General features: G+C 68.5%; 30 protein-coding genes. 16 read left to right on the forward strand and 14 right to left on the reverse strand.

The window, feature by feature from the left end; genetic code table 11:
* Together NL126_RS07360 and NL126_RS07365 are read right to left on the reverse strand one after the other, a co-directional pair.
* On the reverse strand, positions 1-579 hold the full coding sequence (locus NL126_RS07360) for a DoxX family membrane protein (RefSeq protein WP_255198272.1): 579 nt from the start codon (positions 577-579) through the stop codon (positions 1-3).
* Positions 580-823: 244 nt separating this feature from the next.
* Complete coding sequence (locus tag NL126_RS07365; protein ID WP_255198273.1) at positions 824-2587, reverse strand: helicase C-terminal domain-containing protein; 1764 nt, start codon at positions 2585-2587, stop codon at positions 824-826.
* 182 nt (positions 2588-2769) lie between these two features.
* Between NL126_RS07365 and NL126_RS07370 the strand changes: the two genes are divergently transcribed.
* Positions 2770-3732, forward strand: coding sequence for a hypothetical protein (locus tag NL126_RS07370; protein WP_255198274.1), 963 nt, complete (start codon positions 2770-2772; stop codon positions 3730-3732).
* On the opposite strand, the gene NL126_RS07375 is transcribed toward NL126_RS07370, so the two are convergent.
* Both NL126_RS07375 and NL126_RS07380 read right to left on the reverse strand, forming a co-directional pair.
* Positions 3733-3942, reverse strand: coding sequence for a DUF7561 family protein (locus NL126_RS07375; RefSeq protein WP_255198275.1), 210 nt, complete (start codon positions 3940-3942; stop codon positions 3733-3735).
* Between the two features lie 40 nt (positions 3943-3982).
* On the reverse strand, positions 3983-4222 hold the full coding sequence (locus NL126_RS07380) for a DUF8015 family protein (protein ID WP_255198276.1): 240 nt from the start codon (positions 4220-4222) through the stop codon (positions 3983-3985).
* 132 nt (positions 4223-4354) lie between these two features.
* Between NL126_RS07380 and NL126_RS07385 the strand changes: the two genes are divergently transcribed.
* From NL126_RS07385 to NL126_RS07395, 3 genes are read left to right on the forward strand one after another with little or no spacing between them, the layout of a single operon-like run.
* Positions 4355-5197 carry a YkgJ family cysteine cluster protein gene (locus NL126_RS07385; protein WP_255198277.1) on the forward strand — a complete coding sequence of 281 codons (843 nt, stop codon included), beginning with the start codon at positions 4355-4357 and terminating at the stop codon, positions 5195-5197.
* 24 nt (positions 5198-5221) lie between these two features.
* Entirely contained in the window at positions 5222-6133 is a 912-nt protein-coding gene (locus tag NL126_RS07390) for an NAD(P)H-binding protein (RefSeq protein WP_255198278.1), read from the forward strand.
* On the forward strand, positions 6130-6852 hold the full coding sequence (locus tag NL126_RS07395; protein ID WP_255198279.1) for a DUF7530 family protein: 723 nt from the start codon (positions 6130-6132) through the stop codon (positions 6850-6852). Before NL126_RS07390 ends, NL126_RS07395 begins: the two co-directional genes overlap by 4 nt.
* Here NL126_RS07395 and NL126_RS07400 read toward each other — a convergent pair.
* A complete protein-coding gene (locus NL126_RS07400; RefSeq protein WP_255198280.1) occupies positions 6836-7012 on the reverse strand; it encodes a DUF5786 family protein in 177 nt (58 codons plus the stop codon). The two genes, NL126_RS07395 and NL126_RS07400, sit on opposite strands and share 17 nt — an antisense overlap.
* 126 nt (positions 7013-7138) lie before the next feature.
* Here NL126_RS07400 and NL126_RS07405 point away from each other — a divergent pair, with 126 nt between their 5' ends.
* On the forward strand, positions 7139-8137 hold the full coding sequence (locus NL126_RS07405; protein WP_255198281.1) for a DUF5784 family protein: 999 nt from the start codon (positions 7139-7141) through the stop codon (positions 8135-8137).
* 478 nt (positions 8138-8615) lie between these two features.
* Here the strand turns inward: NL126_RS07405 and NL126_RS07410 are convergent, their stop codons facing one another.
* Positions 8616-8903: a DUF5789 family protein gene (locus NL126_RS07410; protein ID WP_255198282.1), complete on the reverse strand. Its 288-nt coding sequence runs from the start codon at positions 8901-8903 to the stop codon at positions 8616-8618.
* 129 nt (positions 8904-9032) lie between these two features.
* Here NL126_RS07410 and NL126_RS07415 point away from each other — a divergent pair, with 129 nt between their 5' ends.
* The 3 genes from NL126_RS07415 to NL126_RS07425 all read left to right on the forward strand — a co-directional run bounded on the left by NL126_RS07415 (position 9033) and on the right by NL126_RS07425 (position 10723).
* Positions 9033-9818: a PHP domain-containing protein gene (locus NL126_RS07415; RefSeq protein WP_255198283.1), complete on the forward strand. Its 786-nt coding sequence runs from the start codon at positions 9033-9035 to the stop codon at positions 9816-9818.
* 31 nt (positions 9819-9849) lie between these two features.
* Complete coding sequence (locus tag NL126_RS07420; protein ID WP_255198284.1) at positions 9850-10011, forward strand: DUF6757 family protein; 162 nt, start codon at positions 9850-9852, stop codon at positions 10009-10011.
* Positions 10012-10279: 268 nt separating this feature from the next.
* The gene (locus NL126_RS07425; protein WP_255198285.1) at positions 10280-10723 is read left to right on the forward strand and encodes a hypothetical protein; all 444 of its coding nucleotides are present in this window, start codon (positions 10280-10282) and stop codon (positions 10721-10723) included.
* 4 nt (positions 10724-10727) lie between these two features.
* Here the strand turns inward: NL126_RS07425 and ligA are convergent, their stop codons facing one another.
* Together ligA and NL126_RS07435 are read right to left on the reverse strand one after the other, a co-directional pair.
* Entirely contained in the window at positions 10728-12791 is a 2064-nt protein-coding gene (gene ligA, locus NL126_RS07430) for an NAD-dependent DNA ligase LigA (protein WP_255198286.1), read from the reverse strand.
* 40 nt (positions 12792-12831) lie between these two features.
* Positions 12832-13350, reverse strand: a complete 519-nt coding sequence (locus NL126_RS07435) for a TspO/MBR family protein (RefSeq protein WP_255198287.1) — start codon at positions 13348-13350, stop codon at positions 12832-12834.
* Positions 13351-13440: 90 nt separating this feature from the next.
* On the opposite strand from NL126_RS07435, the gene NL126_RS07440 reads away from it, so the two are divergent.
* Complete coding sequence (locus NL126_RS07440; protein WP_255198288.1) at positions 13441-13656, forward strand: hypothetical protein; 216 nt, start codon at positions 13441-13443, stop codon at positions 13654-13656.
* 19 nt (positions 13657-13675) lie between these two features.
* On the opposite strand, the gene NL126_RS07445 is transcribed toward NL126_RS07440, so the two are convergent.
* The 3 genes from NL126_RS07445 to NL126_RS07455 form a co-directional block, all read right to left on the reverse strand.
* Positions 13676-14788, reverse strand: a complete 1113-nt coding sequence (locus tag NL126_RS07445; RefSeq protein WP_255198289.1) for a pyridoxal-phosphate-dependent aminotransferase family protein — start codon at positions 14786-14788, stop codon at positions 13676-13678.
* 76 nt (positions 14789-14864) lie between these two features.
* The gene (locus NL126_RS07450; protein ID WP_255198290.1) at positions 14865-16064 is read right to left on the reverse strand and encodes an MFS transporter; all 1200 of its coding nucleotides are present in this window, start codon (positions 16062-16064) and stop codon (positions 14865-14867) included.
* A 46-nt stretch (positions 16065-16110) separates the two neighbouring features.
* Positions 16111-16248 carry a hypothetical protein gene (locus NL126_RS07455; protein WP_255198291.1) on the reverse strand — a complete coding sequence of 46 codons (138 nt, stop codon included), beginning with the start codon at positions 16246-16248 and terminating at the stop codon, positions 16111-16113.
* A 182-nt stretch (positions 16249-16430) separates the two neighbouring features.
* Here NL126_RS07455 and NL126_RS07460 point away from each other — a divergent pair, with 182 nt between their 5' ends.
* From NL126_RS07460 to NL126_RS07470, 3 genes are all read left to right on the forward strand, one after another.
* Complete coding sequence (locus tag NL126_RS07460) at positions 16431-17702, forward strand: O-acetylhomoserine aminocarboxypropyltransferase/cysteine synthase family protein (protein ID WP_255198292.1); 1272 nt, start codon at positions 16431-16433, stop codon at positions 17700-17702.
* Complete coding sequence (gene metX / locus NL126_RS07465; protein ID WP_255198293.1) at positions 17699-18898, forward strand: homoserine O-acetyltransferase MetX; 1200 nt, start codon at positions 17699-17701, stop codon at positions 18896-18898. Before NL126_RS07460 ends, metX begins: the two co-directional genes overlap by 4 nt.
* An 88-nt stretch (positions 18899-18986) precedes the next feature.
* Positions 18987-19376, forward strand: a complete 390-nt coding sequence (locus NL126_RS07470) for a DUF7473 family protein (RefSeq protein WP_255198294.1) — start codon at positions 18987-18989, stop codon at positions 19374-19376.
* A gap of 34 nt (positions 19377-19410) precedes the next feature.
* Here the strand turns inward: NL126_RS07470 and hisG are convergent, their stop codons facing one another.
* Complete coding sequence (gene hisG / locus NL126_RS07475) at positions 19411-20256, reverse strand: ATP phosphoribosyltransferase (protein WP_255198295.1); 846 nt, start codon at positions 20254-20256, stop codon at positions 19411-19413.
* A 59-nt stretch (positions 20257-20315) separates the two neighbouring features.
* Here hisG and NL126_RS07480 point away from each other — a divergent pair, with 59 nt between their 5' ends.
* Positions 20316-21386 (forward strand): hypothetical protein, encoded by a 1071-nt coding sequence (locus NL126_RS07480; protein ID WP_255198296.1) that lies wholly within the window; start codon positions 20316-20318, stop codon positions 21384-21386.
* On the opposite strand, the gene NL126_RS07485 is transcribed toward NL126_RS07480, so the two are convergent.
* On the reverse strand, positions 21383-21793 hold the full coding sequence (locus tag NL126_RS07485) for a hypothetical protein (RefSeq protein WP_255198297.1): 411 nt from the start codon (positions 21791-21793) through the stop codon (positions 21383-21385). The two genes, NL126_RS07480 and NL126_RS07485, sit on opposite strands and share 4 nt — an antisense overlap.
* Before the next feature lie 81 nt (positions 21794-21874).
* On the opposite strand from NL126_RS07485, the gene NL126_RS07490 reads away from it, so the two are divergent.
* The 3 genes from NL126_RS07490 (at position 21875) to NL126_RS07500 (ending at position 25726) form a co-directional block, all read left to right on the forward strand.
* Positions 21875-23161 (forward strand): amidohydrolase, encoded by a 1287-nt coding sequence (locus tag NL126_RS07490; RefSeq protein WP_255198298.1) that lies wholly within the window; start codon positions 21875-21877, stop codon positions 23159-23161.
* A 163-nt stretch (positions 23162-23324) separates the two neighbouring features.
* Complete coding sequence (locus NL126_RS07495; RefSeq protein ID WP_255198299.1) at positions 23325-24344, forward strand: hypothetical protein; 1020 nt, start codon at positions 23325-23327, stop codon at positions 24342-24344.
* 107 nt (positions 24345-24451) lie between these two features.
* Positions 24452-25726 carry an adenosylhomocysteinase gene (locus tag NL126_RS07500; RefSeq protein ID WP_255198300.1) on the forward strand — a complete coding sequence of 425 codons (1275 nt, stop codon included), beginning with the start codon at positions 24452-24454 and terminating at the stop codon, positions 25724-25726.
* Between the two features lie 25 nt (positions 25727-25751).
* On the opposite strand, the gene NL126_RS07505 is transcribed toward NL126_RS07500, so the two are convergent.
* On the reverse strand, positions 25752-26834 hold the full coding sequence (locus tag NL126_RS07505) for an MBL fold metallo-hydrolase (protein WP_255198301.1): 1083 nt from the start codon (positions 26832-26834) through the stop codon (positions 25752-25754).
* Between the last annotated feature and the right edge of the window lie 84 nt (positions 26835-26918).

The following is a 26918-nucleotide window of genomic DNA, read 5'->3' on the forward strand; positions in this document are numbered from 1 at the left end:
TCAGCCGAGGATGAGCCGAAGCACGCGGTTGTTCTTCACGAACTCCATCTTCTCGAGGTAGGCGTCGACGCCGAGGATGCGGCCCGCGCCGGCGGCGCCGAGGCCGAACAGGAGGGCGGCGTACACCATGTGGTCGTCAACGACCCAGCCGTGCGCGAGCGGGAGGCCCGCGAACAGTCCGCCCTCGAGCGACGCGGCCCAGAACATCATCATCATGACGGCGCCCCAGAACGCGTTCCAGCGCACCGCGGCACCGATGATGAGTCCGAGGCCAGTGAGGGTGAGGCCCCACATGACGAGGATGTCGACGGTCGCGCTGCCGGCCATCGTGGCGAACGCCCCCGTGAACGGGTTGCCCTCGGGAATCGCGTTCGCGAGGAAGCCCGCGGCCGTCCAGTTGTCGGCGGGGTCGGCGTTCAGGTACGTGATGAGCTTGGTGAGCCCGCCCTGCAGGAGGACCCAGCCCATCACCACGCGCATCGAGACCAGCGCGTAGCCGATCCAGTGTTCGCTGTACTCGAAGTGCGTCTCACGGCCGAATATCTCGGCGTTGAGTTCTCGGGTGGTTCTGGTGGACATTTCGATTACCTCTACATGTGGTACATGGGAGTCTACGGACTTCAAGCAGGATTCCGATTCTCACTGCGTGGGAACGAGTCCTGCCGACTGAGACTGGGCCCCCCGCGACGGAGACTGGGCCCGCCCGAAGGACCTATGCGCGTACGGCCATATCGCTCGGTATGGACAGACAACAGGTACTCGCACTGCTGATGGTGTTCCTGATGGTGTTCTCGTCGGTGGCGTACGTCGCCGCCTACTTCTTCTAATCCGTCCCCCAGACGTCGCCGAGGGGGTGGTCTTCGAGCGACGCCGGCTGGCTTCCCGAGTCGGCGTCGGTGCCCGAGCGCGTCGAGCCACGGCCACTCGAGTAGGAGCGGTTCGTCGCCCCTGCGACCGCTGCGTTCGGGTCGAACCGTGGGAGGTCGGGCGTCGATATCCGGTCGACCTGCTCGGTGAACCAGTCGGGGGTGTCGAACGCCGCGCGCTCGAACAGGTCCAGGAGCGACGAGTCGGCGAGGTACGTCGCGCCGTAGTCTTCGGGACCGCGGACGACGCGCCCGGCGGCCTGAATCACGGTCCGGAGTGCGGTTCGGTAGTACCAGCCCCACTGGCCGTCTTCGAGGCGGCGAGCGACTCGCGAGTCCCGCGTGTTCGGGTACGGTGCCTTACACAGCACCTGCCAGCGGCAGAGGTCGCCCTTCAAGTCCAGCGCCTCCTCCATCTTCACCGAGATGAAGACGGCGTTCGAGTCCTCGCGCTTCCAGCCGGTGAGTGCGTCGTCGCGCGTCTCCTTGTCGTGGCTTCGGATGCGGGCGCCGACGCCGAAGTCGCCGAGCAGCGACTCCAGCTTCTCGGCGATGGCGTAGCTGTGCGCGTGAACCAGCCCCTTCTCGTCGGGGTGGTGTTGCATCAGCCGGACGACCGTGCGGGCGATCTTCGGGAGGGTCTCCTCGCGGTGTTCGTACGTCATCTTCCCGCAGGTCACGTCGTACAGCGGGCGGTTCTCGACGGGGAACGTGTGCGGCACGTCGACCAGCGCGACGGTGTCGGGATTGAGGCCGGTTCCGCGACAGAACGCGTCCTTGTTGAGTATCGTGGCGGAGAGCAGGGCGAACTTGTTGCCGCGGTCCCACACCGTGTGGTGGAGGTAGCGGGCGGGGTCCATCGGTTTCACCGTCACGGCGGTCCCTGCGCCGTCGTGCTGGTCGACGACCCACGTCGTCGGGCTCTCGGGGTCGCGGGCGTCCTCGAGGAACCACTGGAGTTCCCGCGTGAGTTCGGCGAGGCGGTCGCGCTCGGCGACCTCCGAGCGCGAGAGTTCGACGGTCGACCGCAACTCCTCCTGCCGGCGGCCACAGACGCGCAGGAGGCGCTCGGCGTAGTCCTCGACCTCTGTGAGACCCGTGATTTCGGGGGGCTCACAGGCGTCCCACACCGGGACCCGGCCGGGTGAGAGGTCGATGGTGGCGTACATCTCGGCCCACTCGGCCAGCCCGTGCGCCTCGTCGATGACGACGACGTCACGCTTGCCGAACACGTCCGAGCCGGCGGTCTGCATGAAGTACGCGAGCGTCATCGCGGCGATGTTGCGGTTGGAGGCGATCGCTCTATCGGAGAAGTACGGGCAGCGGTGCTTGACGGGGCAGTCGAAGCCGCGCTCGCGTGCGCAGGGGGCCTGCGTCACGGGGGTATCGGTCTCGCCGGGGAGGATACAGTCGTAGTTGGATTTGCCCCTGATTATCGAGAGGTCCTCGAGCAGGTCGTCGCCAGCCACGTCGTCGAGCTGGGACACCTGTGGGGTGGTGTAGTACGCGCCGTAGGACTCGACGTGGTCGGTTTCGCCGGGCGTCTTCGCACAGCCGGCGATGGCTCGCGCCAGCAGCGACTTGCCGCTCCCGGTCGGTGCGCGCACCAGCACCACGTCGTTCCCGGCCTCGAACGCCTCGCGGATGCGTTCGAGCGCCGTCTCCTGCGCACCGCGGAAGGAGGGGGCGGGGAACTGCGATTTGATGCGCGCGGGGTTCACATCGGAGGGAACGTCGCGCCGAGGGTAAACGCTCCGGTCACTGCCAGCGACTTTCGAGTCGTGAAACACTACTAACAGTTTATAGTTGGCCGGTTGGAGGACGACGCAACACGGTCCGAGTGACGGACTCGGGCCAGCCAGGTCGTCGGGGGTGTGACAGCACGCGGCGACGGGGGACATCAATGACAGCCACGCCATACTCAAACGCGATTATTCCCGCACTCGCAGTCGTCCTGTTGCTCGGATTCGGCATCGTCGGCAACCCCGCATTCGGGGTGAGCGCTGACACCAGGCCGACCGAGCCCCCCGGCGCCGGCGAGGCCACACCGACTCCCGACTCGTCAGCCGATGCAGCCGCCCGGGAGGGCACCGAGAGTCGAGCCGACGGCGTCGACGGTTCGGTGGCGGCGGACTCGTCGGACGACGACCGGACACCCGAAGACGCCGGGCAGGAACTCGTCGACGTGTTCGACGAGGACGACACCGACGGCTCGCAGGTCGGGACCGAAGACCCGGACATGTCGCTGCTCTCGCCCAACAGCTCGATGGCGATGGTGCTCCGCGGCCCGTTCTACCTCCTCAACAACTCCGAGAGCTCGCTCTACCGGACGCTCCAGGCGACCGACGACACGGTGACGGGCGTCGGTGAGACGGCCACCGACACCGTCGGCGACAGCGTCGACGCCGTCGGCGACGGCGAGGTCCCGACCGACGAGGTCACCGACGGCGCTGGCGAGGCCGTCGACGAGACCACGGACGGGGTCGACGAGACGAGCGATATCGTCGACGACACCGTCGACAACACCACCGAGGGCGTGGACCAGACGACCGACGACACCGGAGCGGTCGTCGACGACACGGTGGACGACGGCACGGATGCTGTGGACGACACGACCGACGACTCGACGGATTCGACGACGGATACCGTGGACGACACGACGGATACCGTGGACGACACGACGGATTCGACGACGGACACGGTGACGAATACGACGGACTCGACCACCGACACGGTTGACGATACGACCGACACGGTAACCGACACGACGGATTCGACGACGGATACCGTGGACGACACCACCGACACGGTGACAGGCGACGACGCCACGGCGACGCCCACGTCGGACGACGACGGCCTGCTGTAGCTACTCGGCCGTCTCCAGCGCCGCGACGTCCTCGCCGGTCGCCTCTTCGGGGAGTTTCTCGATACAGTCGTAGCAGAGCAGGAACTCGGAGCCGTCGGCGAGCTCGAGCGCGAGGCCGTCGGTCTGGTCGCCGCCGAACGTCCAGAGGTTCGCGATGCCCCCTGCGATGGTCACGCGCCGGCCACAGCCGTCACACGGCTCCGTTGCCATGGTCGTGGTACGGACGCGTGCGGCAAGACGCTACCGACCGTCAGGTCGGGTCGTGCGGGGGGTTGCGGAACAGCACGTCCGCGAGTACGAACGCGGCGACGAGCCCCGCAGCGAGCATCGTGTCGTGCAGCTCCAGCGGCGAGACGAGCCCTGCGACGCTCCCGGCGAGCAGCGTCAGCGGGATGACCGCCAGCACGAGGTCGTAGCGCGAGGGCGGCCCGTCGGCCCACGGGGTCGGTCGGTCGACGGTTCCGTCGCTGGTGGGTTTCGGCGCTGTCACGACAGGACACCTCCATCACAACGTACCGACGACGACCACAAAAATGTAACTCCGGGAATCGGTGTGCCGTCGACCGAACCACGGCATAACGTACGGCGGGTCGCTTATGCCCCGTGCTACCGAACGACACGTATGGAGGTGAACTGCGAGGGATGTGCCGGCTGCTGTGTCGACTGGCGACCGCTCTCGGAGGCTGCCCCGGACCACGAGCGGCAGGGGCGGTACCGCCCGCTCGACGACACCTACAACCTCGTGCCGCTCACCGGCGACGAGATTCGGCGGTTCGTCGACGACGGCTTCGGCGACGTACTCGTTCCGCGGCTGTTCGCCGCCGAGACGGGCGTGACGGTCGACGGCCACACACTCGCGTCGGTTGCGGGCGGCCCAGCGTTCTACGTGGGGCTCCACAAACCGTCGAAACCGGTCGGGCCGTTCGGTCACGACCCGGCGTGGCTCGACGCCTGCGTGTTCCTCGACCCGACGACGCTGCAGTGTCGCATCCACGGCACGGACCGCTACCCCGAGACGTGTGCGAGCTACCCCGGCGAGAACCTCGCGCTCGGGTTCGAGACCGAGTGCGAGCGGGTGGAGCGGGCGTTCGACGGTGACCGACTCCGCGACGGCACGCCCCCGAAAGAGCCGGGTATCGACCCGGTGCCGCTGGGGTCGAGCGTGTTCGTCCACCCCGCGCCGCACCGCCTCGACGGCGTCGTCGAGCGGCTGGTCGAGGGGCGAGCGACGACCGCCGACCGCGCGGAGTTCGTCGCCGTCGCGGCCGGTCACCACCCGGGCGACGTCGAGGTCGACACGGACCACTACGAGGAAACCTACGCGGCCGTTCTCGACGCCGAGTCGTGGGCTGGGCAGGCGAGCGACGAGTGGGGGCGTCTCGCCGACGCGGCCGACCCGGAGCCCGCGACCGCCCGCGAGGTCGAGGAGGCCCGCGGTGCGCCGCCGACCCCCGGGTGGGATTAAGTCGCTGCGCGGCGTTTTCACCGTATGCACGTACTCGTGACGGGGGCGACGGGGTTCGTCGGTGAGCGTCTGGTCCCCGCGCTCGTCGAGCGGGGCCACGACGTTCGCGCTCTGGTCCGCGACCCCTCGCGGTACGACGCTCCCTCGGGAGTCGAGGTGGCGACCGGCGACCTCCTCGACCCGGGGAGCTTCGAAGCCGCGCTCGACGGCATCGAGGCGGCCTACTACCTCGTCCACTCGATGGGTGCCGGCGCGGACTACGCTGAGCGGGACCGCCGGGCCGCTCACAACTTCGCCGCAGCCGCGACCGAGGCCGGCGTCGAGCGGGTCGTCTATCTCGGCGGGCTGGGCGACGACCGCGACGACCTCTCCGAACACCTGAAATCCCGGCGCGAGGTCGAGACGGTCCTCGCGGAGGGTGACTACGCACTGACGACGCTCCGGGCGGCCATCATCATCGGGGAGGGGTCGGCGTCGTTCGGGGTCGTCAGCCAACTCGCCAAGCGACTCCCGGTGATGGTGACGCCGCGGTGGGTTCGCACCCGGTGTCAGCCCATCGCCATCGACGATGTCATCGCGTATCTGGCGGGCGTGCTCGACGCCCCTGAGACGGCCGGCGAGATGTACGAAATCGGCGGCCCGGAGGTGCTGACCTACGAGGAGATCATCCGCGTCGTCGCTGCCCACGCTACCGGCCACGAGCCGTACATCGTCCCGGTACCCGTGCTGACCCCGCGGCTGTCGAGTTACTGGCTCGGGCTCGTGACGGACGTCCCGACGAGCGTGGCGCACCCGCTCATCCTCGGGCTGAAGAACCCGGTGGTGGTCTCGGACCACCGCATCGACGCGGTCGTTCCCATCGAGAAGACGCCGTTCGAGACGGCCGTCGCCCGCGCGCTGGGGGAGCCCGCGTCGGTGCCGGTGACGACTGCATGAGTCGTTCTCCCGAGTTCGGCGAGACGTGGGTGTACGAGTCCATCGTCGGCGCGCTCCCGGGTATCGACCTCCCGAAGCCGGCCGCTATCGCCCTCCAGTTTCTCGTGTTCGAGGTGGCGCTCTTGGCGCTGGCGTGGTACTACGACCTCTGGAACGCGGCGCTGGCGGGGACGGTCGCCGTGGCGGTTGCCGCCGTCGGGAGCACTGAGATGCTCCGAATCGGCCGGCTCGCCCGCCGTGCAACCGTCCCCGAGGCGTACTCGCGGCTCCTGTTCGGGTCGAGCATCGAGGTGGTACTCGCGGTGCTCGCGTTCGTCGCGCTCGTCACCCACCTGTTCGTCTTCGACCCGCGGACGGGCGGCTCGCTCCTCGCGTCGCTGTTCGGGCCCGACCCGCCGATCGTCGTCGTCTACCTGATGCTGCTGGTGCTGTGGGACGTCTGTTACCGCATCGGCACCGGCTGGTGGGCGTCGGTGGTCGCGCTGTGGCGCTCTGCCCGGTACGAACTGGACGAGACGGCTCGCCGAACGTTCGTCCGCGCGGACCTCGAGACGATGGCGTTCGGGCTCGTCCAGCTCGCGCTCGTGCCGTTCGTCGCCGACCAGCCGGTGTTGCTGGTCGCGCTCGTCGGTCACGTCGTCGCCGTGACGGCCGTGACGGGGCTGTCGCTGGTGCTGTTGCGGACCAGAGAACCGAGCGGCGTCAGCGTGACGACTTGATCTGCTTGAACTGGTCGAGTAGCGCCTCTGCGGAGTCCCCCGAGTCGTACTCGACCTTCCCCTCGTAGTGGGTCCGGTCGTCGTCCGTGCTCACGTCGACGGCCGCGGTCTTCTGTTCTCGGCGCTCGTGCTCTTCCTCGTCATAGGCACCCATTGACATGGTAGTTACACACTCACTTACGAATTGGTGGTAATTAATGTAACGGGGATTTCGAACGGGTTTTTAAGTCATCTCTCGACGGGACGCGGACGCAACCGGTAAATCCGTCCGCACGTATCCTCAGGTGTGGCAGGGCCACTTCGGTTCCGTCGGTCGACCCGCCCGTGGAACGACCAGCAGGTCCGCGACCAGCTGCTTCGACCGCTCGACGACACCATCGGCGCGCGTCTGGAGGAGCCGTGGTTCGACCCACCGAACGGCTACGAAGCCTGCCGGCTGGAGATGCACAACGGGGAGTTCGCGCTGTTCGTCTGGAACGACCACGAGGGCTACTGGATGGGGAACACGACGACCCCGGAGGTGCTGTGGCGGACGGACAAGTACGACTTCACCGAGGTGCCGTACGGCATCGCACGCTGGGCGCAGCGCGAACTGCTGGCGCGGCTCGAAGTCGTCGACCCGTGGCTCGCCGACTACGACCACGTCGCGTGGTTCTTCCTCCCTGTGTTCTGTTCGAAGGACGGGCGGACGACCACGCGCCGGTTCTTCGACGAGCACGCCGCTGGCTTCCCCGACGCGACCCGCGACGAGGGGCTCGCGTTCTACGAGGACGCGCTCTCGACCGGGATGCTCGACGCCTACCGGTACACCATGGCCTCGAAGCTCGGGACGAGCCAGGGGCTCGACCTCGGGCGGATGGCCGCGACGATGGGCGAGTTCACGGTCGCGAAACTCCTCCACGACGCGGGCGTGCGCTTCGAGCCCGAAATCGAACTCGACAGCGGGCACGCACTCGACTTCCTCGTCGACGGCGAGCACCTCGTCGAGGTGACGCGCCCGCTCCCGCCGGCCCGTCGCGACCGCGCGGACACCCCCATCGCGGCGCTCCGCGAGACCGCGGGCGCGAAGAACAGCGACCAGCTCCGGGCGCATCCGACCGCGACGCTGTTCGTCGACTGCTCGTCGTTCCGTGACGACGAGTGGGCCGCCGTCGCCGCCGAACGGCCGTCGGTCTCTCACGACCCGACGGTGGTGTTCCGCGCGCGCCCCGACGGCCGTATCGAGGGCTACCGACACGGCACGCTCCCGTTCGAGCTGAACGGCGCGATCGACTGGCTGGAGTAGCGAACAGGCAGTCCTGCGGCTTCTGCGGGGTGGTGGACTACGCTCCCGCCGAGTTCACCCCGCGACCCTGGTCAGGTCACGGGGTGTGTGGCTGCGTTTCCGTATATAACTCTGAGGCGCGCGCTGGCGAGTGCTTCAGCGCGAGTCACGAGGGGTCGGGGGTCCCTCGGGTCGCTCGCGCGGCGCAGCCGCGGGAGGACAGCGCCGTGGGAGGGATGAGCGAGCGAATCGGCTGGGGAGGCTCGTGGCTGTCACAGCATCCGCGAGCGACTGGAAGGAGCGAGCGGTTCACCGCGCCCGAACGGCGTGAGGGCGCGGGACCAAGGGCTGACCGTAGGGAAGCCCGCAGTGTCTTTTTGATGCAGCTTTTTGCCTGAGCGAGGCTCGCCGGAGTCCTCGCGAGCGGAGCGAGCGAGGGCCGTGGCTGAGGAGTGAAGCGACTCAGCCCGAGGCGAGCCGAGCGAAGTGCAAAAAGGTGCTAGAACGAGAGCTGGTCCGGGCCGTTCTCGCCGACGGTCGGCGCGTCACGGTCCGAGTAGCCCTTCCGGCCGATGCCCTTCTCGGAGATGGCCGAGCGTGCGGCCAGCTTCGCGTCCTCGGCGTCCTGATACGTCTCCTCACCCAGCCGCCCCAGTGCGTCACCGAGCGTCTCCGTCCCGTTCGGCAGGTTCAGCTCCAGCTCCCCGTACTCGGAGATGAGCTCTCCGGTCGTCGCGGGGAAGGAGTGGGCGTCGAACGAGGCGTCCGCGTCGGTCATGAATCGCATACCTCATGGCAATCCATTATCGTTCATGAACGTTATGGGCAAACAGCCTTCGACTCTTGGAAGTGATTAATGATGTCTAAGGAGGGTCCGAGCGCAAGCCGTAAGGCGACACGGCCTGGCGGTTCGCGCATGGTCACGGCCGACCTCCACGTCCACACGACGAACTCGGACGGGTCGATGGAACTCGACGAGGTGCCCACTGCGGCGAAGCGCGCGGGCGTCGACGTCGTCGCCATCACCGACCACGACCGCCTTCACCCCGACCTCGACGCCCCGAGTGCGTACCGCGAGGGCGTCCGACTCATCCACGGCATCGAACTCCGCGTCGACGCCGGCGACCAGCGCATCGACCTGCTCGGCTACGGCGTCGAGCCGACCGTCGAACTCGAACGCGAAGTCGAACGCATTCAGGCGAACCGCATCGAACGCGGTCGGGCCATCATCGAGAACGTCGAATCGCACCTTGGCGTCGACCTCGGGCTCGAACCCCGCGAAGGGCTCGGCCGCCCGCACATCGCCCGCGCGACCGCCGACGCGACCGACATGACCTACACCGAGGTGTTCGACGAACTCATCGGCGACGACGGCCCCTGTTACGTTGCCCGCGACGTGCCGAGCTTCGAAACCGGACGCGAACTCCTGTCCGGGGCCTGCGCGCTCGTCGGCCTCGCGCACCCGTTCCGCTATCCAGACCCCGAGGCGGCGCTGGAACTGTGTGCCGAACTGGACGCGGTCGAACGGTTCTACCCATACGGTCGCGAGGTCGACCCCATGCCCGTCGAGACGGCCATCGATCGCTTCGATCTCGTGGCGACGGGTGGTAGCGACGCCCACGACGACGAGCTGGGGAAAGCGGGGCTCGATACCGGCGACTACGACCGGTTTCTGGCCGCCGCAGGTTTGCCAAACCCGTAGGGGTTAACCGGGTCTATCTCGTAGTGAAGGTATGCAGTGTCACTACTGCGACGAGGACGCCGCCGTCGCGGTCGAGAAGGACGGGGTCAAGGTCGGCCTCTGTGAGGACCACTTCCGCCAGCGAATCGACGAACTCCGGGACGAAGGCTGGCTCGAGGACCTCCAGGAGGAGCTGAACATCGACCGTTCCTAGCCACTTTTTGCACCTCTCTCGGCGCGCTTCGCGCGCCTCGATCGGGCAAAAATCTGCGCCAAAAAGACACATCGGGTCTCCAGCCGCGGCCTTCGGCCGCGTTAGTCGGCCCTCGGTCCCGCGCCTTCACTCGCGCTGCTCGTTCGGCGCGGCGAATCGCTCGTTCGCTCCGCTCACTCGCGGATGCTCTCTCTGCAGTGTCTCCTCCGGATAATGCGCCGTATCACTTCAGCCCAAGAGCCATCTCGTGGCCAGCCGACGGCCGACCATGTCCACGGTTGCACTCGCGTCCGCGCTCTTCGGTCGTGACCGAGCCGTTTCCCGGCGGCTCGGTTTGGTCGCTGTCGCGCTCAGTGTCGCTGCGTTCGGATTCGCGTGGCTCTCCAACGGGCTCCAGGCTGGCGGGGTACTCAGCCCGCGTGGGGTTCTGGTCGCACTCGCATACGGGACCGTCGGCGTCGGGTCCGTCGTCGCGCTTGTGGGGACGTTCCGAAACAGCGGCTTGCTCACCTGCTGGCTCCTCGTGTGCGGCCCGGTCGCTGGCCTCGCGGCCTACGGCGCGGTCGCAGGCGGTATCCGTGCTACCGGTCCCGTCGACGCCCTCCTCGCGGGTGGACTGTGGGGTGTCGGGGCCGCCGTAACGCTCGGCACGCTCCTGTTCGCACTCGGCGTTGCCGGCCGGTTAATCGACGAGGGTCGGCTCGCAGTCTGACCGATTACTCGGCTTCGGTTTCGATTCCCCGTTCCTCCAAAAACGCCCGGAACTCGGCTTCATCGAGAACAGGCACGTCGTTCGCGTCTGCACCCTCGGTCTTACTCGCGCCGGGGTTCTCGCCCGCCACCAGATAGTCGGTGTTGCCGGACACCGAGGACGTGGCGTTCGCGCCGTGCCGTTCCACGAGTTCCTGTGCCTCTCCCCGGGTCATCTCGGCGAGCGAGCCGGTGAACACGAACGTCAGCCCGTCGAGTTCGCTCCCGGCGTCGGTCTCGGCTTCCTGCGGCGTGACGTGTTCGAGCAGCCCCGCGATGACCTGCTGGTTGCGCTCGCTGTCGAAGAACTCCCGAATCTCGTTGGCGACGACCTCGCCGATCCCCTCGACGTCCTGGAGATCCTCGCGGCTCGCGTCACGGACGGTCTCGAACGTCCCGAAGTGGCGCGCGAGGTCGCGGGCCACGGTGGGACCGACCTCGGGGACGCCGATGGCGACGAGGAAGTCCGCGAGGTCGGGTTCGCGGGCGGCGTCGACGGCGGCCACGAGGTTCTCGGCGCTCGTCTCACCCCACCCCTCCAGCTCCGAGAGGTCCTCGATCGTGAGTTCGTAGAGGTCCGGAAGCCCTGCGAGCAAGCCGGCGTCGAACAGCTGCTGGACCGTCTTCTCGCCGAGCCCCTCGATGTCGAGTGCCGACCGCGAGCCGTAGTGGCCGACCGCGCGCTGGAGCTGGGCGTCACAGGCCAGCCCCCCGGAGCAGAACGCCATCGGTCCGTCGCGCTCCACGGCTGAGTCACAGACCGGGCAGTGGTCCGGGAACTGGAAGTGGCCCTCGCTGTTCTTCTCGACCACGCTGTCCACGTACGGAATCACGTCGCCGGCGCGCTCGACGGTCACACGGTCCCCGACGTTCACGTCGAGGTCGGCGATCTGGTCGGGGTTGTGCAGCGAGGCCCGCGAGACCATCACGCCGCCCACCTCCACCGGGTCGAGCAGTGCCACGGGCGTCAGGCGGCCCGTTCGCCCGACCTGCACCGCGATGTCGCGCACGGTGGTCTCCTCCGAGCGCGCGGGGAACTTGTACGCGAACGCCCATCTCGGGGCCCTTGCCGTGCTCCCCAACTCCTCGCAGGCGGCGAGGTCGTCGACCTTGATGACGACGCCGTCGATCTCGTAGTCGAGGTCGTCGCGGCGGTCGAGCATGCGGTCCCGGTAGGCGATGGCGCCGTCGATGTCGTCGACGCGCTCGACCGCGTCGTTCACCTTCAGCCCCCAGTCGGGCAGCGTCTCGTGGCGCTCCCCCTGCGTGTCGAAGTCGGCGCCGTCGAGCACCTCGAAGAAGAAGCAGTCGAGCGGCCGTTCCGCCGTCACCGAGGGGTCCTGCTGGCGAATCGTTCCCGCGGTGGCGTTCCGCGGGTTCGCGAACGCGTCGTCGCCACGCTCGACCCGCTCGCGATTGTACGCGTTGAACGCCTCCCGCGGCATGAACACCTCGCCGCGCACGGCGAGGAAGTCGGGGTAGTCGCCCCGGAGACGCTGGGGGATGGAGGAGACGGTGCGGACGTTCCGCGTCACGTCGTCACCGACCTCGCCGTCGCCGCGCGTGACCGCCCGTTCGTACTCACCGTCTTCGTAGACGACTTCGATGGAGACGCCGTCGAACTTCGGCTCGCAGACGTACCGCTGGTCGCCGACTCGTCTGCGAACACGCTCGTCGAACTCCCGCACGTCGGGCTCCTCGCCCGAGGAGTCGATGGACAGCATCGGCGCGACGTGCTCGACGGTGGCGAACGCGTCGACGGGCTCGCCGCCCACCCGGCGCGTCGGCGAGTCGCTCGCGTCCAGATCGAAGGCGGCTTCGAGGTCCTGCAGCCGGGAGAACAGCGCGTCGTACGCCCGGTCGCCGACGAGCGGGTCGGCCTCGACGTAGTAGCGATAGTCGTGGTACCGGATGGCCGCTCGGAGGAGACGGGCCTGCTCGCGAGCCTCGGCCTCGTCGAGGGTTTCGACGGGTGGGAACTCCGTGGGCGGCTCCCGGACGTAGGGGTTGTCCGCGGGCGCGTCGGTCATTGGCGGCGATGCGAGCGGCCGGGAGAAAAATCGGTCGCGTTCAGTTCAGCACCCAGATGCTGTAGGTGAGATACGTCGCGAACGACGACCACAGCAGGTAGGGAACGAGCAGCAGCGCCGCGCGGCGGTCGACGCGGTCGAACACCACGATGGTCGCGAGGATGAACCCGACGAGCGGGACGATGACGACCAGCCCGCCGAACGGGCTCTGTGCGCCGAAGAACACCAGCGACCACGCGAAGTTGAGCGCGAGCTGGACGACGAACAGACCGATGCCGATTTTCGCGGTCCGGGAGGCGCGTTCCCGCCAGACGAGCGCGAGCGACACGCCCATCAGCGCGTACAGCAGGGTCCACACCGGCCCGAACACCCAGTTCGGTGGGGTGAGCGCGGGTTGCTGGAGGGTGGCGTACCAGCCCGTGATCTCGCTCGCGGTGAGCGCGCCGCTCGTGAGGCCGACGGCCTCGACGAGGAGGACCGCGACGAGCACGTCCCAGCGGAGGAACTCTCGGACGGACGTGTCGCCCCGGTCGCCCGTGGTTCGGGTGTCGGTGACCATACGTCAACGAGGCGACGCACGGACGTAACGGTTCGCTCGTCGGGGTTCGCTCGTCGGCAGGCCTTTGTCGCCCCGGGTGACAGAGCCCGTATGGCGACCCCTCCACGTGTCTGCCCCGACTGTGGCGCGCGAAACAGCTACGAGCCGCGCTACACGACGGGCGGCGGCTGGCGCCGCATCTACCGCTGCCGGGAGTGTGGCCGGCAGGCGACGACGGCGGGCCCGACGCGCCGCGTTGCGCCGTTCGCCGTGCTCGGTGGGGCCGTGGGCGCGGCGTGGCTCTATCTGCGCAAGCGACTCGACTGAGGCGCGAAACCGACGTTCCCTACAGGTCCGCGACGTCCTCGATGGCGTCGGTGAGCGCCTTGATGCTCTCGACGTCGTGTTCGCCCATGTGGCCGATGCGGAACGTCTTCTCGCCGAGCTCCGAGCCGTAGCCGTTCGAGAACACGAAGTCGTACTCCTCGCTCACGGCGTCGATGGTCGCGGCGACGTCGATGCCCTGCGCGTTCTCGACGCACGTCACGGTCTGCGACTCGTAGCCCTCCTCGGGGAAGACGTCGAAGTGCTCGTTCGCCCACTCGCGGGTGTACTCGGCCATCTCGCGGTGGCGCTGGTCGCGCGCCTCGTGGCCCTCGTCCAGCATGTGCTTCATCTGCTTGCGATACGCGAGCATGATGGGGATGGCCGGCGTCGAGTGCGTCTGGCCCTTCCGGTCGTAGTAGTCGATACAGCGCTGGAAGCCGCCGTACCACGAGGCCGACTCGCTGTTCGCCTCGCGCTCGTAGGCGTCGTCGCTGACGGCACAGACCGCGAGCCCCGGCGGCATCGCGAACGCCTTCTGCGTCGAGGTGAAGATGGCGTCGATGTTGTGCTCCTCGATGTCGATGAAGTCGCCACCGAGACAGGAGATGGCGTCGACGATGAACAGCGTGTCCGGGTAGTCCGCCAGCAAGTCGCCGATCTCCTCGATGGGGTTGCGGACGCCCGTCGACGTCTCGTTCATCACGGTGCCGACGGCGTCGTACGTCTTGTCGCTCTCTTCGAGGGCGGCGCGCACGTCCTCGGGCTTGACGGCCTCGCCCCACTCGTACTCGAGGCGGTCGACGTTCTTGCCGAGACGCTCGGCGACGTTCGCCTGCCGCTCGCTGAAGCTCCCACAGGTCGCCACGAGCATGTCCTCGTCGACGAGGTTGAGCGTCGTCGCCTCCCAGAACTCGGTGCCGGAGGCCGTGAGCACGATGACGTCGTTGTCGGTGCCGAGGAACTCCTTCGTGTCCTCGACGATGGTCGTGTAGAGGTCCGTCATCCGGTCCATCCGGTGGCCGAACATCGGCTGGGCCATCGCGTCGGTGACGTCGTCGCGCACCTCGGTCGGGCCCGGGAGATACAGCGTCTTCTCGGGATAGTCGTCCGTGTATTCGCGTTTCTTGGGCACAGGAACCACCTTGGGTTTGCTCTACACTGTCGGGGGGCAGGCATGGTAGTTTTGATACCGGCTACGACTCCCCGACTCAGTCCGCACTCTCCTCGGAGTCGAACGTCGCGACCCGCTCCACGTCGAGGTTGAGCAGGGCGGGTAACAGCGCCACCGCGAGCAGGATTTCGGCCCCACCCGCGACCAGAAACGCCGCCTCGAAGCCGTACCGGCTTGCGAGCGCCCCACCGCCGACGACCCCGGCGAGGAAGCCGAGCGAGCCGACGACGTTGAACCCGCCGGTGGCCGTGCCGCGTCCCCCGGCGGCGGCGAGGTCGTTGACGAGCGCGAGCGTCGCTGGCGCACAGAGCGCGCCGAACGCGCCCACGAGCGCCATCGCGAGGGCGGCGAGCGCCACCGTCGGCGTGAGCGAGACGGCGATGATGACGATGCCGTAGGCGAACGAGCCCGCGGCGACCGGGCCGACGCGCCCGATCCTATCCGAGAGCACGCCGAGCGGGTACTGGAGCAGCGCGAACGGGAGGAAGAACGCCCCGAGCAGGAGGCCCGTGCCGGCGGCGTCGAGCCCGTAGCGCGTCTGGAAGTAGACGACACCGACGAGCGCGAAGAAGCCCGCCGTGAAGCGGTCGGCGAAGCCGAACGCGTAGGGGACCGCGAGTGCGGGCCGCTCGCGGACGGTGAACAGCGCAGAGAGCGCCCGGCTCCGGTCGCCCGCGCCGCCGCGTTCGCGGAGCTGGGTCGCGGCGACGCCCACCAGCACCATCAGCCCGGCGGCGGCGAGCAGGGGCGCGCGCGGGCCGAGCCGGTACAACTGGCCGCCGATGGGCGCTCCCAGCCCTGTTCCGAGGCCGATGGCGATGCCCGCCGCGCCCATGTTTCGGCCGTTCCCACCCTCCAGATCCATCAGCGTCGCAATCGCCAGCGAGAACGCGCCGATGGTGAACGCCCCTTCGACGAACCGGATGACGAGCACGACCCAGAACGGGACCTCGGGGAGCACCGCGAGCAGGCCGTAGGCGAGGCCGCCACCCAGCGCCCCGAGCGCGATGAACGGGCGACGTTTCCCCGCAGCATCCGAGAGAGCACCCCACAGCCCGGCGAACAGGACGAACCCCGCGAACTCGGCGGCGAGGAAGTAGGTGCCGGCGTCGAGCGGGCCGCTGCCACCCAGCGACTCGACGAGCTGGGGCACGCCCGGATAGAGGAGCACCTGTGCGAACAGGACGGCGAACACGGTGCCCGAGAGGGCGAGGCGCTCCCGACGCTGGGTCTCCACGCCGTCCCGTACGGCGTGGGTGGTTAAGAGCGGTGTGCCCGTCGACTCACAGCCGGTAGCACGCGATGTCGCTCGCGTCGCAGGTCGGACAGCCCGTGGCTCCGGAGTCGACGTTCGTCCCGCAGTGGCGGCACTCACAGACGGTCGTTCCGCGGTCGACCACCTGTCGCAAGCGTTCGAGCATACCTCTCGGCTCAGCCCGGCCGAGCATATACCCGACGTGACCGCTCCGGAAGTGAAAACCCGGAGCCGGTACCGGGGCAACCGAACCGGCGTCAGCCCCGCGTCAGACACCCGCTTCGCACCCGCGACAGTTTTTGCCGTAACTCTCGGTTATAGATTCTTCGAGCGTTATGCGTCACATACATGAGTGAACGCCTCGGCTTCGACACCCGCTGTCTCCACGCGGGCCACGAGGCGGACCCGACGACAGGGGCCGCCGCGCCCGCCATCTACCAGACCACCTCCTACGAGTTCGCGGACGCCGACACCGCTGCGGCGCTCTACGCCCTCGAAGAGGACGACCACGTCTACTCGCGCATCTCGAATCCCACGACCGGCGTCCTCGAACGCCGACTCGCGTCGGTCCACGGCGGGTCGGGCGCCTGCGCGACCGCCTCGGGGATGGCCGCGCTCGACGCCGCGACGCTCGTCCTCGCGGACGTGGGTGACAACGTCGTCTCCGCCTCCTCTATCTACGGCGGCACCCACGCCTACCTCTCGCACACCGCCGCCCGCCGGGGCATCGAGGCCCGGTTCGTCGACACGCTCGACCCCGATGCCTACGCCGACGCCATCGACGAGAACACCGCGTACGTCCACTTCGAGACCATCGGCAACCCCTCGCTCGTCACGCCCCCTATCGAGGAGATCGCCGCCGTCGCCCACGACCACGGCGTTCCGGTTCTCGTCGACAACACGTTCGCGACGCCCGCGCTCTGCCGCCCGCTGGAACACGGTGCAGACCTGGTGTGGGAGTCGACGACGAAGTGGATTCACGGCTCCGGCTCCACGGTCGGCGGCATCCTCGTCGACGGCGGCACGTTCCCGTGGGCCGACCACGCCGAGAAGTACCCCGAGCTCACCGCGAACCCGGCGTTCCACGGTCGGGATTTCACCGAGCGGTTCGGCGACCGCGCGTTCGAGTACGCCGCCCGCCACCGCGGGCTCCGGTCGCTCGGCGACCAGCAGAGCCCGTTCGATGCGTGGGCTACGCTCCAGGGGCTCGAAACGCTCGGCCTGCGGATGGAGCGCCACTGCGCGAACGCCGAGCGGGTGGCGAACTGGCTCGCCGACCACGACGACGTGGCGTGGGTGAACTACCCCGGCCTCGACACGCACGAGACCCACGACCTCGCCACCGAGTACCTGGATGGCGGGTACGGCGGGATGGTCACCTTCGGCCTCGAAGACGGCTACGAGGGCGGCAAGCGCGTCTGTGAGACCGTCGACCTCGCGACGTTCCTCGCGAACATCGGGGACTCCCGTTCCCTCGTCATCCACCCCGCCTCCACGACGCACGCACAGCTCTCGGAGGACGAACAGCGCGCCTCGGGCGTCACGCCGGACCTCGTCCGACTTTCGGTCGGCATCGAGGACGTCGAGGACATCATCGCGGACCTGGGGCAGGCGATATGACGGAGACTGCCGCACTCGGGGAGTTCGAGTTCGACTGCGGGGAGTCGGTCCCCGACCTCACCCTCGCGTACGAGGCGTACGGCGAGTTCACGGGCGAGAACGCGGTCCTCGTCTGTCACGCGCTCACCGGCTCACACCACGTCGCCGGGCGTCGCCGCTCCGGCAATACGGCGGGGCAGGCTGCGGCGTGGTGGGACGACATCGTCGGCCCCGGCAAGGCCATCGACACGAACGACTACTACGTCGTCTGCGCGAACGTTCCCGGCTCCTGCTACGGCTCCTCCGGCCCCGCCTCTGAGGGACCGGACGGCGAGCCGTGGGGCACCGACTTCCCCGCCGTCACTGTGGGCGACTGGACCCGTGCCCAGCGCGAACTGCTCGACCACCTCGGCATCCCGAACCTCCACGCCGTCGTCGGCGGGAGCGTGGGGGGAATGAACGCCCTCGAGTGGGCGAAGCGCCACCCGGACCACGTCGACCGCGTGATTCCCGTCGCCACCGGCGCCCGGCTCGACCCGCAGTGTCTCGCTCTGGAGGCGATTGCCCGTCGCTCCATCACGACCGACCCGAACTGGAACGACGGCGACTACTACGGCGACGACCAGCCCGATCCGGTCCACGGGCTCGCGCTCGCCCGGCAGATCGGGCACGTCATGTACCTCTCGAAGTCCTCGATGGAGGCGAAGTTCGGCCGCCGCTCGGCGGGGATGGACGCCACCCGCGACGCGTTCCCGATGGACCCGGCCTCGGGCTTCTTCCCCTACCGCGAGGTCGAGTCCTACCTCGATTACAACGGCGAGAAGTTCGCCGACCGGTTCGACGCGAACGCGTACCTCTACCTGACGCGCGCGATGGACAACTACGACCTCGCCTCCGGCTACGAGTCGGATGCCGACGCCCTCGCGGCGTTCGACGGCGAGGCGATGGTGCTCTCCTTCACGGGTGACTGGCACTTCACGGTCGAACAGGGTGAGTCGCTCGCCAACGGCTTCCGGCGGGCCGGTACGAAGACGGCCCACCACGTCATCGAGTCCGACCACGGCCACGACGCGTTCCTCGTCGAACCCGACCGGGTCGGCCCACCGCTCGCGGACTTCCTCGACGCGGGCGTCCGGGGGAAGGCCGTCACCGACACCCGCGACGGCGACGACTCCTCGGAGTTCGCACCCGTCCACACGAGCCTCTTTTCGGACTAGGGGTGTCGTCGGTCCCCGCGCTCTCGTCGACCCACGCTCGATTCCGTGACCGGCACGTACAAACGGCACCCGCGACTACCTGTGGGCAATGCCGGCCTCGCTGGTCGCCCCCGTCGCACAGGTCGACATCACCGGTGGGGGCCCCCTCGCGCTCGTCGTCACGTTCCTCGTCACGACGCTCTTCTACGCCGTGACGCTCCACCTGGCGGCGACGTTCTTCATCGGCGACGTCCCCTCCCAGCGCGCGGCGTACGCGGCGCCCGTGCCCGCGGCGGTCTCCATCCTCCTCCAGCAGTACGGGCTCCAGAGCTCGCTGCTCGTGGGAGTGGCCATCCTCGCGACGCTCGTCTCGGACCTGCTCGCCGTCAGTTTCGTCTACCGGCTGAAGTTCAAGTCCGCGATACCGCTCGTCCTCCTCCACTTCGCGTTCGCGGCGGTGCTCGGCATCGCGCTCGGGAACCTCCTCGGCGTCCTCTGATACTGACGTACAGCAGTCAGTCGGAGCCTGCCGACTACTCGACCAGCCGCTCGATCTCGGTGACGAGGATGTCCGAGGCACCCGCCTGCTTCAGCCGCGTGATGGTCTCGAACACCTCGCGCTCGTCGACGACGACGTGGACCGCCACCGCATCCTGTCCGTCGATGTCCATGACGGTGGGGCCGCCCATACCGGGAATCACGTCCTCCACGTCCGCGAGCGCGTCCTTGGGACAGTTCATCATCAGGTAGCGCTTCCCGTTGGCCGCGAGCACCGATTCGAGCGCCGTGGCGAGCTGCTGGACCTTCGGGTCGTCGGCGACCTCCGGTGCGGCGAAGAGGTGGACCGACGACTGCAGCACCTCGTCGACGATCTCGAGGCGGTTCATCCGCAGGGTCGTCCCCGTGGAGGTGATGTCGACGATGGCGTCGGCGATCTCGACGTGTGGCGTCAGCTCCGTGGCGCCCGACACCTCGACGATCTCGGGCGAGACGGGCTTGTCCGCGAAGTAGTCGGCGGTGATGTTCGGGAACTCGGTGGCCACGGTGCCGCCGGCGAGGGCGTCGACGGAGTCGATGGCGTCGTCCTCGGGTGCCGCGAGCACGAGCCGACAGCGGCCGAACTCGAGGTCGAGCAGGTCGACGAGGTCGACGCGCGACTCACGCACCTGGTCGAGGCCGGTGATGCCGACGGCCGCGGCCCCGTCGGCGACGTACTCGGGGATGTCCGCGGCACGGGCGAACAGCACGGAGACGTCCGGGTCGACGGTGTCGGCGTACAGCTTCCGGTCCGCCCCGTTCTCGAGGTGGAGGCCGGCACGCTCCAGCAGCGCGACGGCGGGGTCGTGGAGACGGCCCTTGTTGGGCACGGCGATTCGCATACCTCCTCTATCGGTGGGCGGGCGAAGGGTCTTTCCCCTCGCCGTCCGCCACGACCGACGTGTCCCTCCCCGCGACACTCGCCGCGACCGTCATCGCCGCCGTCGTCGCCCACCTCCTGATGCGACTGCTCGGCCGACGCTACGCCGCCCCCGAACGAGCGAGCCGCCGCCTCCGCCGCGACCTACTCGTCGGGAGCCTGTTCGCCGTCGCCGGTTTCGCGGTCGCGGTCCTGCTGGCCGGCGGGACGGTCCACCCCGCCGTTCGAACGCGCGTCGCCGGCCCGCCACTGCTCGTGACGGTGCTCACGTTTTGGGGCTACAGTCTGTGTGCCACTGCGGTCGTCCTCGCGGGCTACCTCGGCTTCCTGCCCGCCGTCCGCCGGACGCGCGAGGTGGAGCTGGGAGACGCCACGGCGACCGTTCGGATGGGCCGGTGGCTGGTCGTCACCGGCCTGCTCGCCGCGACGGGTGCCGCGGTCGTCTACTCGGTGACGGTGACGCCGCTGACGGCTGCGGCTGCGATTCTCGTGGTCGCGCTGGCGGCGTATCTCGCCGCCCCGTGGCTCATCGCGCTCACCCAGTCGGTTCGGGCGCCGACCGACGCCGAACTCGACCGGCTCGACCGGCTGTGTGCGCAGGCCGGAGCGACGGGCTACCGGCTCCGCGTCCTCGACCGACGCGACGAGCAGGCGGCCGTCGCGTTCGTCCGCGGCCCGCCGGGCGCGCGCTCCCTCTACGTGACCGACTACCTGCTCGAGGTCCTCGACGACGACGCCGTCGCGGCGGTGCTCGCGGTCACCGTCGCGAACGAGCGACACACGGCCTACCGGCTCGGCGTGGTCGGGGGCGTCGGTGCCGGCCTCCTCGCGGCGGTCGCCGCCGGCTACCCGTTCGTCGCCCTCGGCCTGCTGGTCCTGGCGCCCCTCCCTGCGTACGCTCTCGGACGGCGGCTCGTCTTCCGGGCCGACGACCGGGCCGCGAGTCGCGTTGGGTCGACGACGGTCGCCGACACGCTCGACCGGACTGCGGACCTCCACGACGCGTCGCTCGACGCTGGGCTACTGGCTCGAATCGGGAGCCTGCGGCCGAGCCGCGGCCAGCGCATCGACCGGCTGCGATCCCAGAGCTAACCGCGGAGTTCGTTCCGGACGAGGACCGCCGTTCCGACGACGGCGGCGACGGCCCCGCCGACGAACAGTGCGAGCGCGACCGTCTCCCACGGCGCGGCGAGCCCCACCTCCCCCACGAGGGACGGCTTCATCGGCGTGCCGTCCGGACGGTCGAGCCTGGTCTGGAGGCCCGCCATCGTCCCCGCGAAGTCGAGGGCGATAGCCACGAGGCCGAGGCCGAACGCGGCGAGCGTGGCGACTGCCGCACGGACCGCGAGCGGGTCGACGCCGTCGCTGTCGTCGCTCTCACCGCCCCCGCCGTCCGCGAACCGCCAGTAGACGAGGCCTGCTGCGACGACGAGCAGGGTGCCGAGGCCCGCGGTCGTCGCGAACGGGACGACGAACCGGGGGCCGGTCTGGAGGAGCACACCTGCAACGCGAGCCCCGACAGCAAAAATCCCGGGCACGGAACCGGGGGATTGACGCCATCCGGGCGTCGATGACCCGGTATGACGCTCCGTATCGAGGGCGGTCGGGTCCTGCGTCCGGACCTGTCGGTCGACGAGGCCGACGTGCGGGTGGACGACGACGGTCGCATCGAGGCGGTCGGTGAACTCGACGCGCGACCCGACGAACAGACGCTCGACGCCACGGGTGGACTCGTGATTCCGGGGCTCGTGAACGCTCACGGCCACGCCGCGATGACCTTGCTCCGCGGCTACGCCGACGACAAGCCGCTCGAGGCGTGGCTGCAGGAGGACATCTGGCCGACGGAGGCACAGTTCGGGCCCAAGGAAGTCGCCGCCGGGACGCGCCTCGCCGCGGTCGAGATGATCAAGTCCGGGACGACGGCGTTCGGCGACATGTACTTCCACGTCCCGCAGGTCGTCGAGGTCGTCCAGGCGGCGGGGCTCCGCGCCCGGGTCGGCCACGGCGTCGTCACGCTCGGCAAAGAGGACGACGACGCCCGCGACGACTTCCGCGAGGCGCTCGCGGTCGCCCGCGAGTACGACGGCACCGCCGGCGGCCGGGTCACGACCGCCGTCATGCCACACGCCCCCCACACGGTCGGCACGAAGTACTTCGAGGAGTTCGTCCCGAAGGGTCGACAGGCAGGGTTGCCGTTCCACTTCCACCTCAACGAGACCGAGGGCTATCTCGACCCCATCGCCGAGGAGACCGGGCAGCGACCCACCGAGTACGCCGACGACCTCGACCTCCTGCACGAGGACACGTGGGTCGCGCACGGCGTCCACCTCGACGAGAGCGAGATCGACCTGCTCGCCGAGCGCGACACCGCCGTCGTCCACTGCCCGGCGTCGAACATGAAGCTCGCGTCGGGGATGGCTCCCGTCCAGCAACTGCTCGACGCGGGCGTCACCGTCGGGCTCGGTACGGATGGAGCGGCCTCGAACAACGACCTCGACATGTTCGACGAGATGCGCGATGCAGCCATGATCGGGAAGCTCGCGGCCGACGACGCGAGCGCGGTTCCCGCCGAAGCGGTCATCGAGATGGCCACCAAGGGAAGCGCCGACGCGCTCGGCCTGCCGGTGGGTCGCATCGAACCGGGTGCGCCCGCCGACCTCGCGGTCGTCGATCTCGAGGCCGCGCACCTCACGCCCGCACACGACCTCGTCAGTCACCTCGTCTACGCCGCCACGGGAAGCGACGTGCGCCACACGCTCTGTGACGGCCAGGTGCTGATGCGCGACCGCGAGGTGCTGACGCTCGACGAGCGCGCGGTCCGCGAGGAGGCGACCGAGCGGGCGATGGCCGCCGTCCAGCGCGCCTGACTCGCGGAGTAAGCTGTGATTACCAGTTTCGGATTAAACTTGCAGAACGGTTTTTGAACGCTAATCTTGCCTCTCCACGCCTCTGGGCGCGCTCGCGACAGCCGTTGAACGAGGTGAACGAGCTGTCTGGTTTATACTGGTATACCCCATCTACTGGGATGAAATGAAGTTCCCAACCAAACTGAGCGTGCTGGCGCTGACCGCGATGCTGGTGCTGTCGGTCGTCGCACCGGCCGCGCTGGCCGCGACAGCGGCTGAGGACGTGGAAGTCAAGACCGATGGCGCCGAGAACGTGACCAGTAGCTCCGCGGAGCTTCACGGCGAGGTCGAGGAGCTCGACAACGAGACCGCCACCGTGTACTTCACCTACTGGGTCGAAGGTGACGAGGCGAACGCCAGCGACACGGCCTCCGCCACCACCGACGAGAACGACACGGAAGCCAAGTTCACGGAGACCCTCACCGGCCTGAAGAACAACACGACGTACGTCTACGTCGCGAAGGCCGACGTGAACAACACGACGCGCACGGGTGATGAGGTGACGTTCACCACCAGCGTCGAGGACGAAACCGAGAACGAGACCAACACCACCGAGGTGACGGCCGAGGTCGGTACCGTGACGAACACCTCCGCGGTGCTCACCGCCGAGCTCTCCGGCCTCCCGGAGAACGAGACGGCAAACACCTCGTTCACCTACTGGGTCGAGGGAGACGAGAACAACACGACCACCGTGGACACCGAAACGCTCGAATCCGACGGCGAGTTCACTACGACCGTCACTGGTCTGGAGAACAACACGACGTACGTGTACGTCGCCACGGCCGACGTGAACAGCTCGTACAGCAGCAGCGAGACGACGTTCACGACCGGCGTCGAGAACGACGAGGACGGTGACGCCTTCGGTCAGGAGGTCTCCGCCTTCGTCCACGACCTGCTGAACGACGACGACCGCGAGGGCGGCATCGGCCAGTTGGTCTCTGACTTCGTGACCAAGAACAACCCCGGCGCCGACAAGCGCCCCGACCACGCCGGCAAGCCTGACCACGCCGGCCCGAAGGACAAGGGCGACAAGCAGGGTGGCCCGAAGGACAAGGGTCCGGACTCGGCGGACGATGACGAGCACCCCGGTAACGGTAACGGGAACGGCAACGGCAACGGTAACGGGAACGGCAACGAGGAATAACGCCGCACACCGCACTGCTCCCGCATTCCCCTTTTCCCCTGTTTTCGACCTTCCAGCGGCAGCACTGGCTTCGGTAGCGTTTAGGGCGTCTCCCTCCTCGCCCCGATATGGACTCCATCTCGATGCAGTTGGACGACCCGGAGGCCGCCGCCGAGGAGGGCCACCGGAAGATCGCGTGGGCGCGCGAACACATGCCCATCCTGACCGCGCTCGAGGAGGACTTCGTCGACGAGCAGCCGCTCGACGGGCAGACCGTCGGCATGGCGATGCACGTCGAGGCGAAGACCGCGGCCCTCACCGAACTGCTCGCGGACGCCGGAGCCGAAGTCGCCATCACCGGCTGTAACCCGCTGTCGACGCACGACGACGTGAGCGCCGCGCTCGACACCCACGAGAACATCGTCTCGTACGCCAAACGCGGCGTCGACGACGACGAGTACTACGCGGCCATCGAGGCCGTCATCGCACACGACCCGACCATCACCGTCGACGACGGGATGGACATGGTCGCGGCCATCCACGAGTCGTACCCCGAACTCATCGACTCCATCCTGGGTGGGTGTGAGGAGACGACGACGGGCGTCCACCGCCTGCGTGCGATGGACGCCGACGGCGAACTCAACTACCCGGTGTTCGCGGTGAACGACACGCCGATGAAGCGGCTGTTCGACAACGTCCATGGAACCGGCGAGTCCTCGCTCGCGAACATCGCGATGACGACGAACCTCTCCTATGCAGGCAAGACGGTCGTCGTCGCGGGCTACGGCGACTGTGGCCGCGGCGTCGCGAAGAAGGCGAGCGGGCAGAACGCGCACGTCATCGTCACCGAGGTCGAGCCCCGTCGCGCGCTCGAGGCGCACATGGAGGGCTACGAGGTGACGACGATGCAGGACGCCGCCAGCAAGGGCGACGTGTTCATCACGACGACGGGCAACCGCGACGTCATCACCCGCGAGCACTTCGAGGCGATGCAGGACGGCGTCCTCCTCGCCAACGCCGGCCACTTCGACGTCGAGGTCAACCTCGACCAGCTCTCCGACCTGGCCGTCGCCGAGCGTGACGCCCGCGAGGGTGTCCGCGAGTACGAACTCGAAGATGGCCGACGACTGAACGTGCTCGCCGAGGGGCGGCTCGTCAACCTCGCCTCACCCGTGGCGCTCGGCCACCCGGTCGAGGTCATGGACCAGAGCTTCGGGATTCAGGCCGTCGCCGTCCGCGAAATCGTCGAGAACGGCGACCAGTACGAACCAGGCGTCCACGACGTGCCCGACCGTCTCGACAAGGAAGTCGCCGAGATCAAACTCGCCGCCGAAGGCGTCGAGTTCGACGAGCTCTCGGACGCACAGCGCGAGTACATGGGTTCGTGGGACCACGGGACGTAAGCGACCGAACGCCGCTGTCCACCGGTCAGGTCCCGTCGACCGATTCCGGCGGGCCGAACGGTCCGAGCATCCCGTAGTCGACGCGGAGCGCCTCGATCATCGTCTCCGCGTGGCTCTCCATGAACACGTCTGCGCCCTGGAGGCGGTCCTCCCACGTCTCGAGCGTCGCGCTCGCAGCCTCCTCGGTCAGGGCGTTCAGGTAGGCGTCGAACAGCTCCCACGGGTTGTTACTCCCGACCTCCTGCGCGACCGCCTGGAAGTCCACCGACTCGATTGCCGCCGCCGAGTTTGCGCGGAGGTCGGTGACGAACTCGAGTTGGGTCTCGACATCTTCACGGGTTCCGGGCTCGCCGAGGTGGCCGGCGACGAGCGTGTCGAAGTCGTAGCGAAGCGCCTCCTCGTGTGCCTCGACGTAGCCGTGGATGTTCTGAGAGACGGCGAGCGCCTTGAACGGAATCCACCCGGGGAAGATGACATCCACCAGCATCAGCACCGCGTGGTCGGGCGCGTAGATGAACAGGTTGTCCGGGGTGTGGTTCGGGCCGCGGTAGTCGAGGTCGAGTTGCTGCCCGCCGATTCCGAGGTTGTAGCTCCCGACGAACGTCGTCGTCGGTGCCGGTCTCTGGGGGTCGTCGAACTGCGACAGCAGCCGGTCGGTCTCCTCGTGGGCGACGATTTCGACCTCGTCACCGAAGAGGCTCGCGCCGCCGATGTGGTCGGCGTGGTAGTGGCTGTAGACGAGGTGGGTGATCGGCTGGTCGGTCACCTCGGCGACGGCCGGGAAGATGCTCGCGACGAGACTCGGGGGCGCATCCACGACGACGACGCCCTCGTCGGTCACGAGGAACATTATCTGGTACAGCCCGTCGCTGAGGAAGTACAGCCCGTCGCCGAGTTCGCGGAGGTCGTACTGCTGCTGTCGAGTCGAGTCGGCGGCGTCTCCGGCCGCCCCGGTCGTCGGGAGGCCTGCGACGCTCCCGACGCTGGCGAGGCCGAGCAGGGCAGCCGACCCCGCAAGCCACTCACGCCGGTTCAGGGCGAACCGCGGTTGCTCGTCGGGCGAGTCGGGTGAGGAAGCGATCGAATCGGATGGGGCAGGTGTAGCCATTGCAATCACGGGCCGCGTCGACGGCGACCCTCGGGTCTACTCCTGTACGCACCCACGCCGCTTTGTTATACACTCGCACGGCTG

It is taken from the genome of Halorarius litoreus (assembly GCF_024362405.1).
Classification (GTDB): domain Archaea; phylum Halobacteriota; class Halobacteria; order Halobacteriales; family Haloarculaceae; genus Halorarius; species Halorarius litoreus.

Bases quoted from the DNA above. Each gene is read 5' to 3' on its own strand.
- NL126_RS07360 (WP_255198272.1), bottom strand. From the start codon at position 579: ATGTCCACCAGAACCACCCGAGAACTCAACGCCGAGATATTCGGCCGT.
- NL126_RS07370 (WP_255198274.1), top strand. From the start codon at position 2,770: ATGACAGCCACGCCATACTCAAACGCGATTATTCCCGCACTCGCAGTC.
- NL126_RS07375 (WP_255198275.1), bottom strand. From the start codon at position 3,942: ATGGCAACGGAGCCGTGTGACGGCTGTGGCCGGCGCGTGACCATCGCA.
- NL126_RS07385 (WP_255198277.1), top strand. From the start codon at position 4,355: ATGGAGGTGAACTGCGAGGGATGTGCCGGCTGCTGTGTCGACTGGCGA.
- NL126_RS07390 (WP_255198278.1), top strand. From the start codon at position 5,222: ATGCACGTACTCGTGACGGGGGCGACGGGGTTCGTCGGTGAGCGTCTG.
- NL126_RS07395 (WP_255198279.1), top strand. From the start codon at position 6,130: ATGAGTCGTTCTCCCGAGTTCGGCGAGACGTGGGTGTACGAGTCCATC.
- NL126_RS07400 (WP_255198280.1), bottom strand. From the start codon at position 7,012: ATGTCAATGGGTGCCTATGACGAGGAAGAGCACGAGCGCCGAGAACAG.
- NL126_RS07410 (WP_255198282.1), bottom strand. From the start codon at position 8,903: ATGCGATTCATGACCGACGCGGACGCCTCGTTCGACGCCCACTCCTTC.
- NL126_RS07415 (WP_255198283.1), top strand. From the start codon at position 9,033: ATGGTCACGGCCGACCTCCACGTCCACACGACGAACTCGGACGGGTCG.
- NL126_RS07420 (WP_255198284.1), top strand. From the start codon at position 9,850: ATGCAGTGTCACTACTGCGACGAGGACGCCGCCGTCGCGGTCGAGAAG.
- NL126_RS07425 (WP_255198285.1), top strand. From the start codon at position 10,280: ATGTCCACGGTTGCACTCGCGTCCGCGCTCTTCGGTCGTGACCGAGCC.
- ligA (WP_255198286.1), bottom strand. From the start codon at position 12,791: ATGACCGACGCGCCCGCGGACAACCCCTACGTCCGGGAGCCGCCCACG.
- NL126_RS07435 (WP_255198287.1), bottom strand. From the start codon at position 13,350: ATGGTCACCGACACCCGAACCACGGGCGACCGGGGCGACACGTCCGTC.
- NL126_RS07440 (WP_255198288.1), top strand. From the start codon at position 13,441: ATGGCGACCCCTCCACGTGTCTGCCCCGACTGTGGCGCGCGAAACAGC.
- NL126_RS07455 (WP_255198291.1), bottom strand. From the start codon at position 16,248: ATGCTCGAACGCTTGCGACAGGTGGTCGACCGCGGAACGACCGTCTGT.
- NL126_RS07460 (WP_255198292.1), top strand. From the start codon at position 16,431: ATGAGTGAACGCCTCGGCTTCGACACCCGCTGTCTCCACGCGGGCCAC.
- metX (WP_255198293.1), top strand. From the start codon at position 17,699: ATGACGGAGACTGCCGCACTCGGGGAGTTCGAGTTCGACTGCGGGGAG.
- NL126_RS07470 (WP_255198294.1), top strand. From the start codon at position 18,987: ATGCCGGCCTCGCTGGTCGCCCCCGTCGCACAGGTCGACATCACCGGT.
- hisG (WP_255198295.1), bottom strand. From the start codon at position 20,256: ATGCGAATCGCCGTGCCCAACAAGGGCCGTCTCCACGACCCCGCCGTC.
- NL126_RS07490 (WP_255198298.1), top strand. From the start codon at position 21,875: ATGACGCTCCGTATCGAGGGCGGTCGGGTCCTGCGTCCGGACCTGTCG.
- NL126_RS07495 (WP_255198299.1), top strand. From the start codon at position 23,325: ATGAAGTTCCCAACCAAACTGAGCGTGCTGGCGCTGACCGCGATGCTG.
- NL126_RS07500 (WP_255198300.1), top strand. From the start codon at position 24,452: ATGGACTCCATCTCGATGCAGTTGGACGACCCGGAGGCCGCCGCCGAG.
- NL126_RS07505 (WP_255198301.1), bottom strand. From the start codon at position 26,834: ATGGCTACACCTGCCCCATCCGATTCGATCGCTTCCTCACCCGACTCG.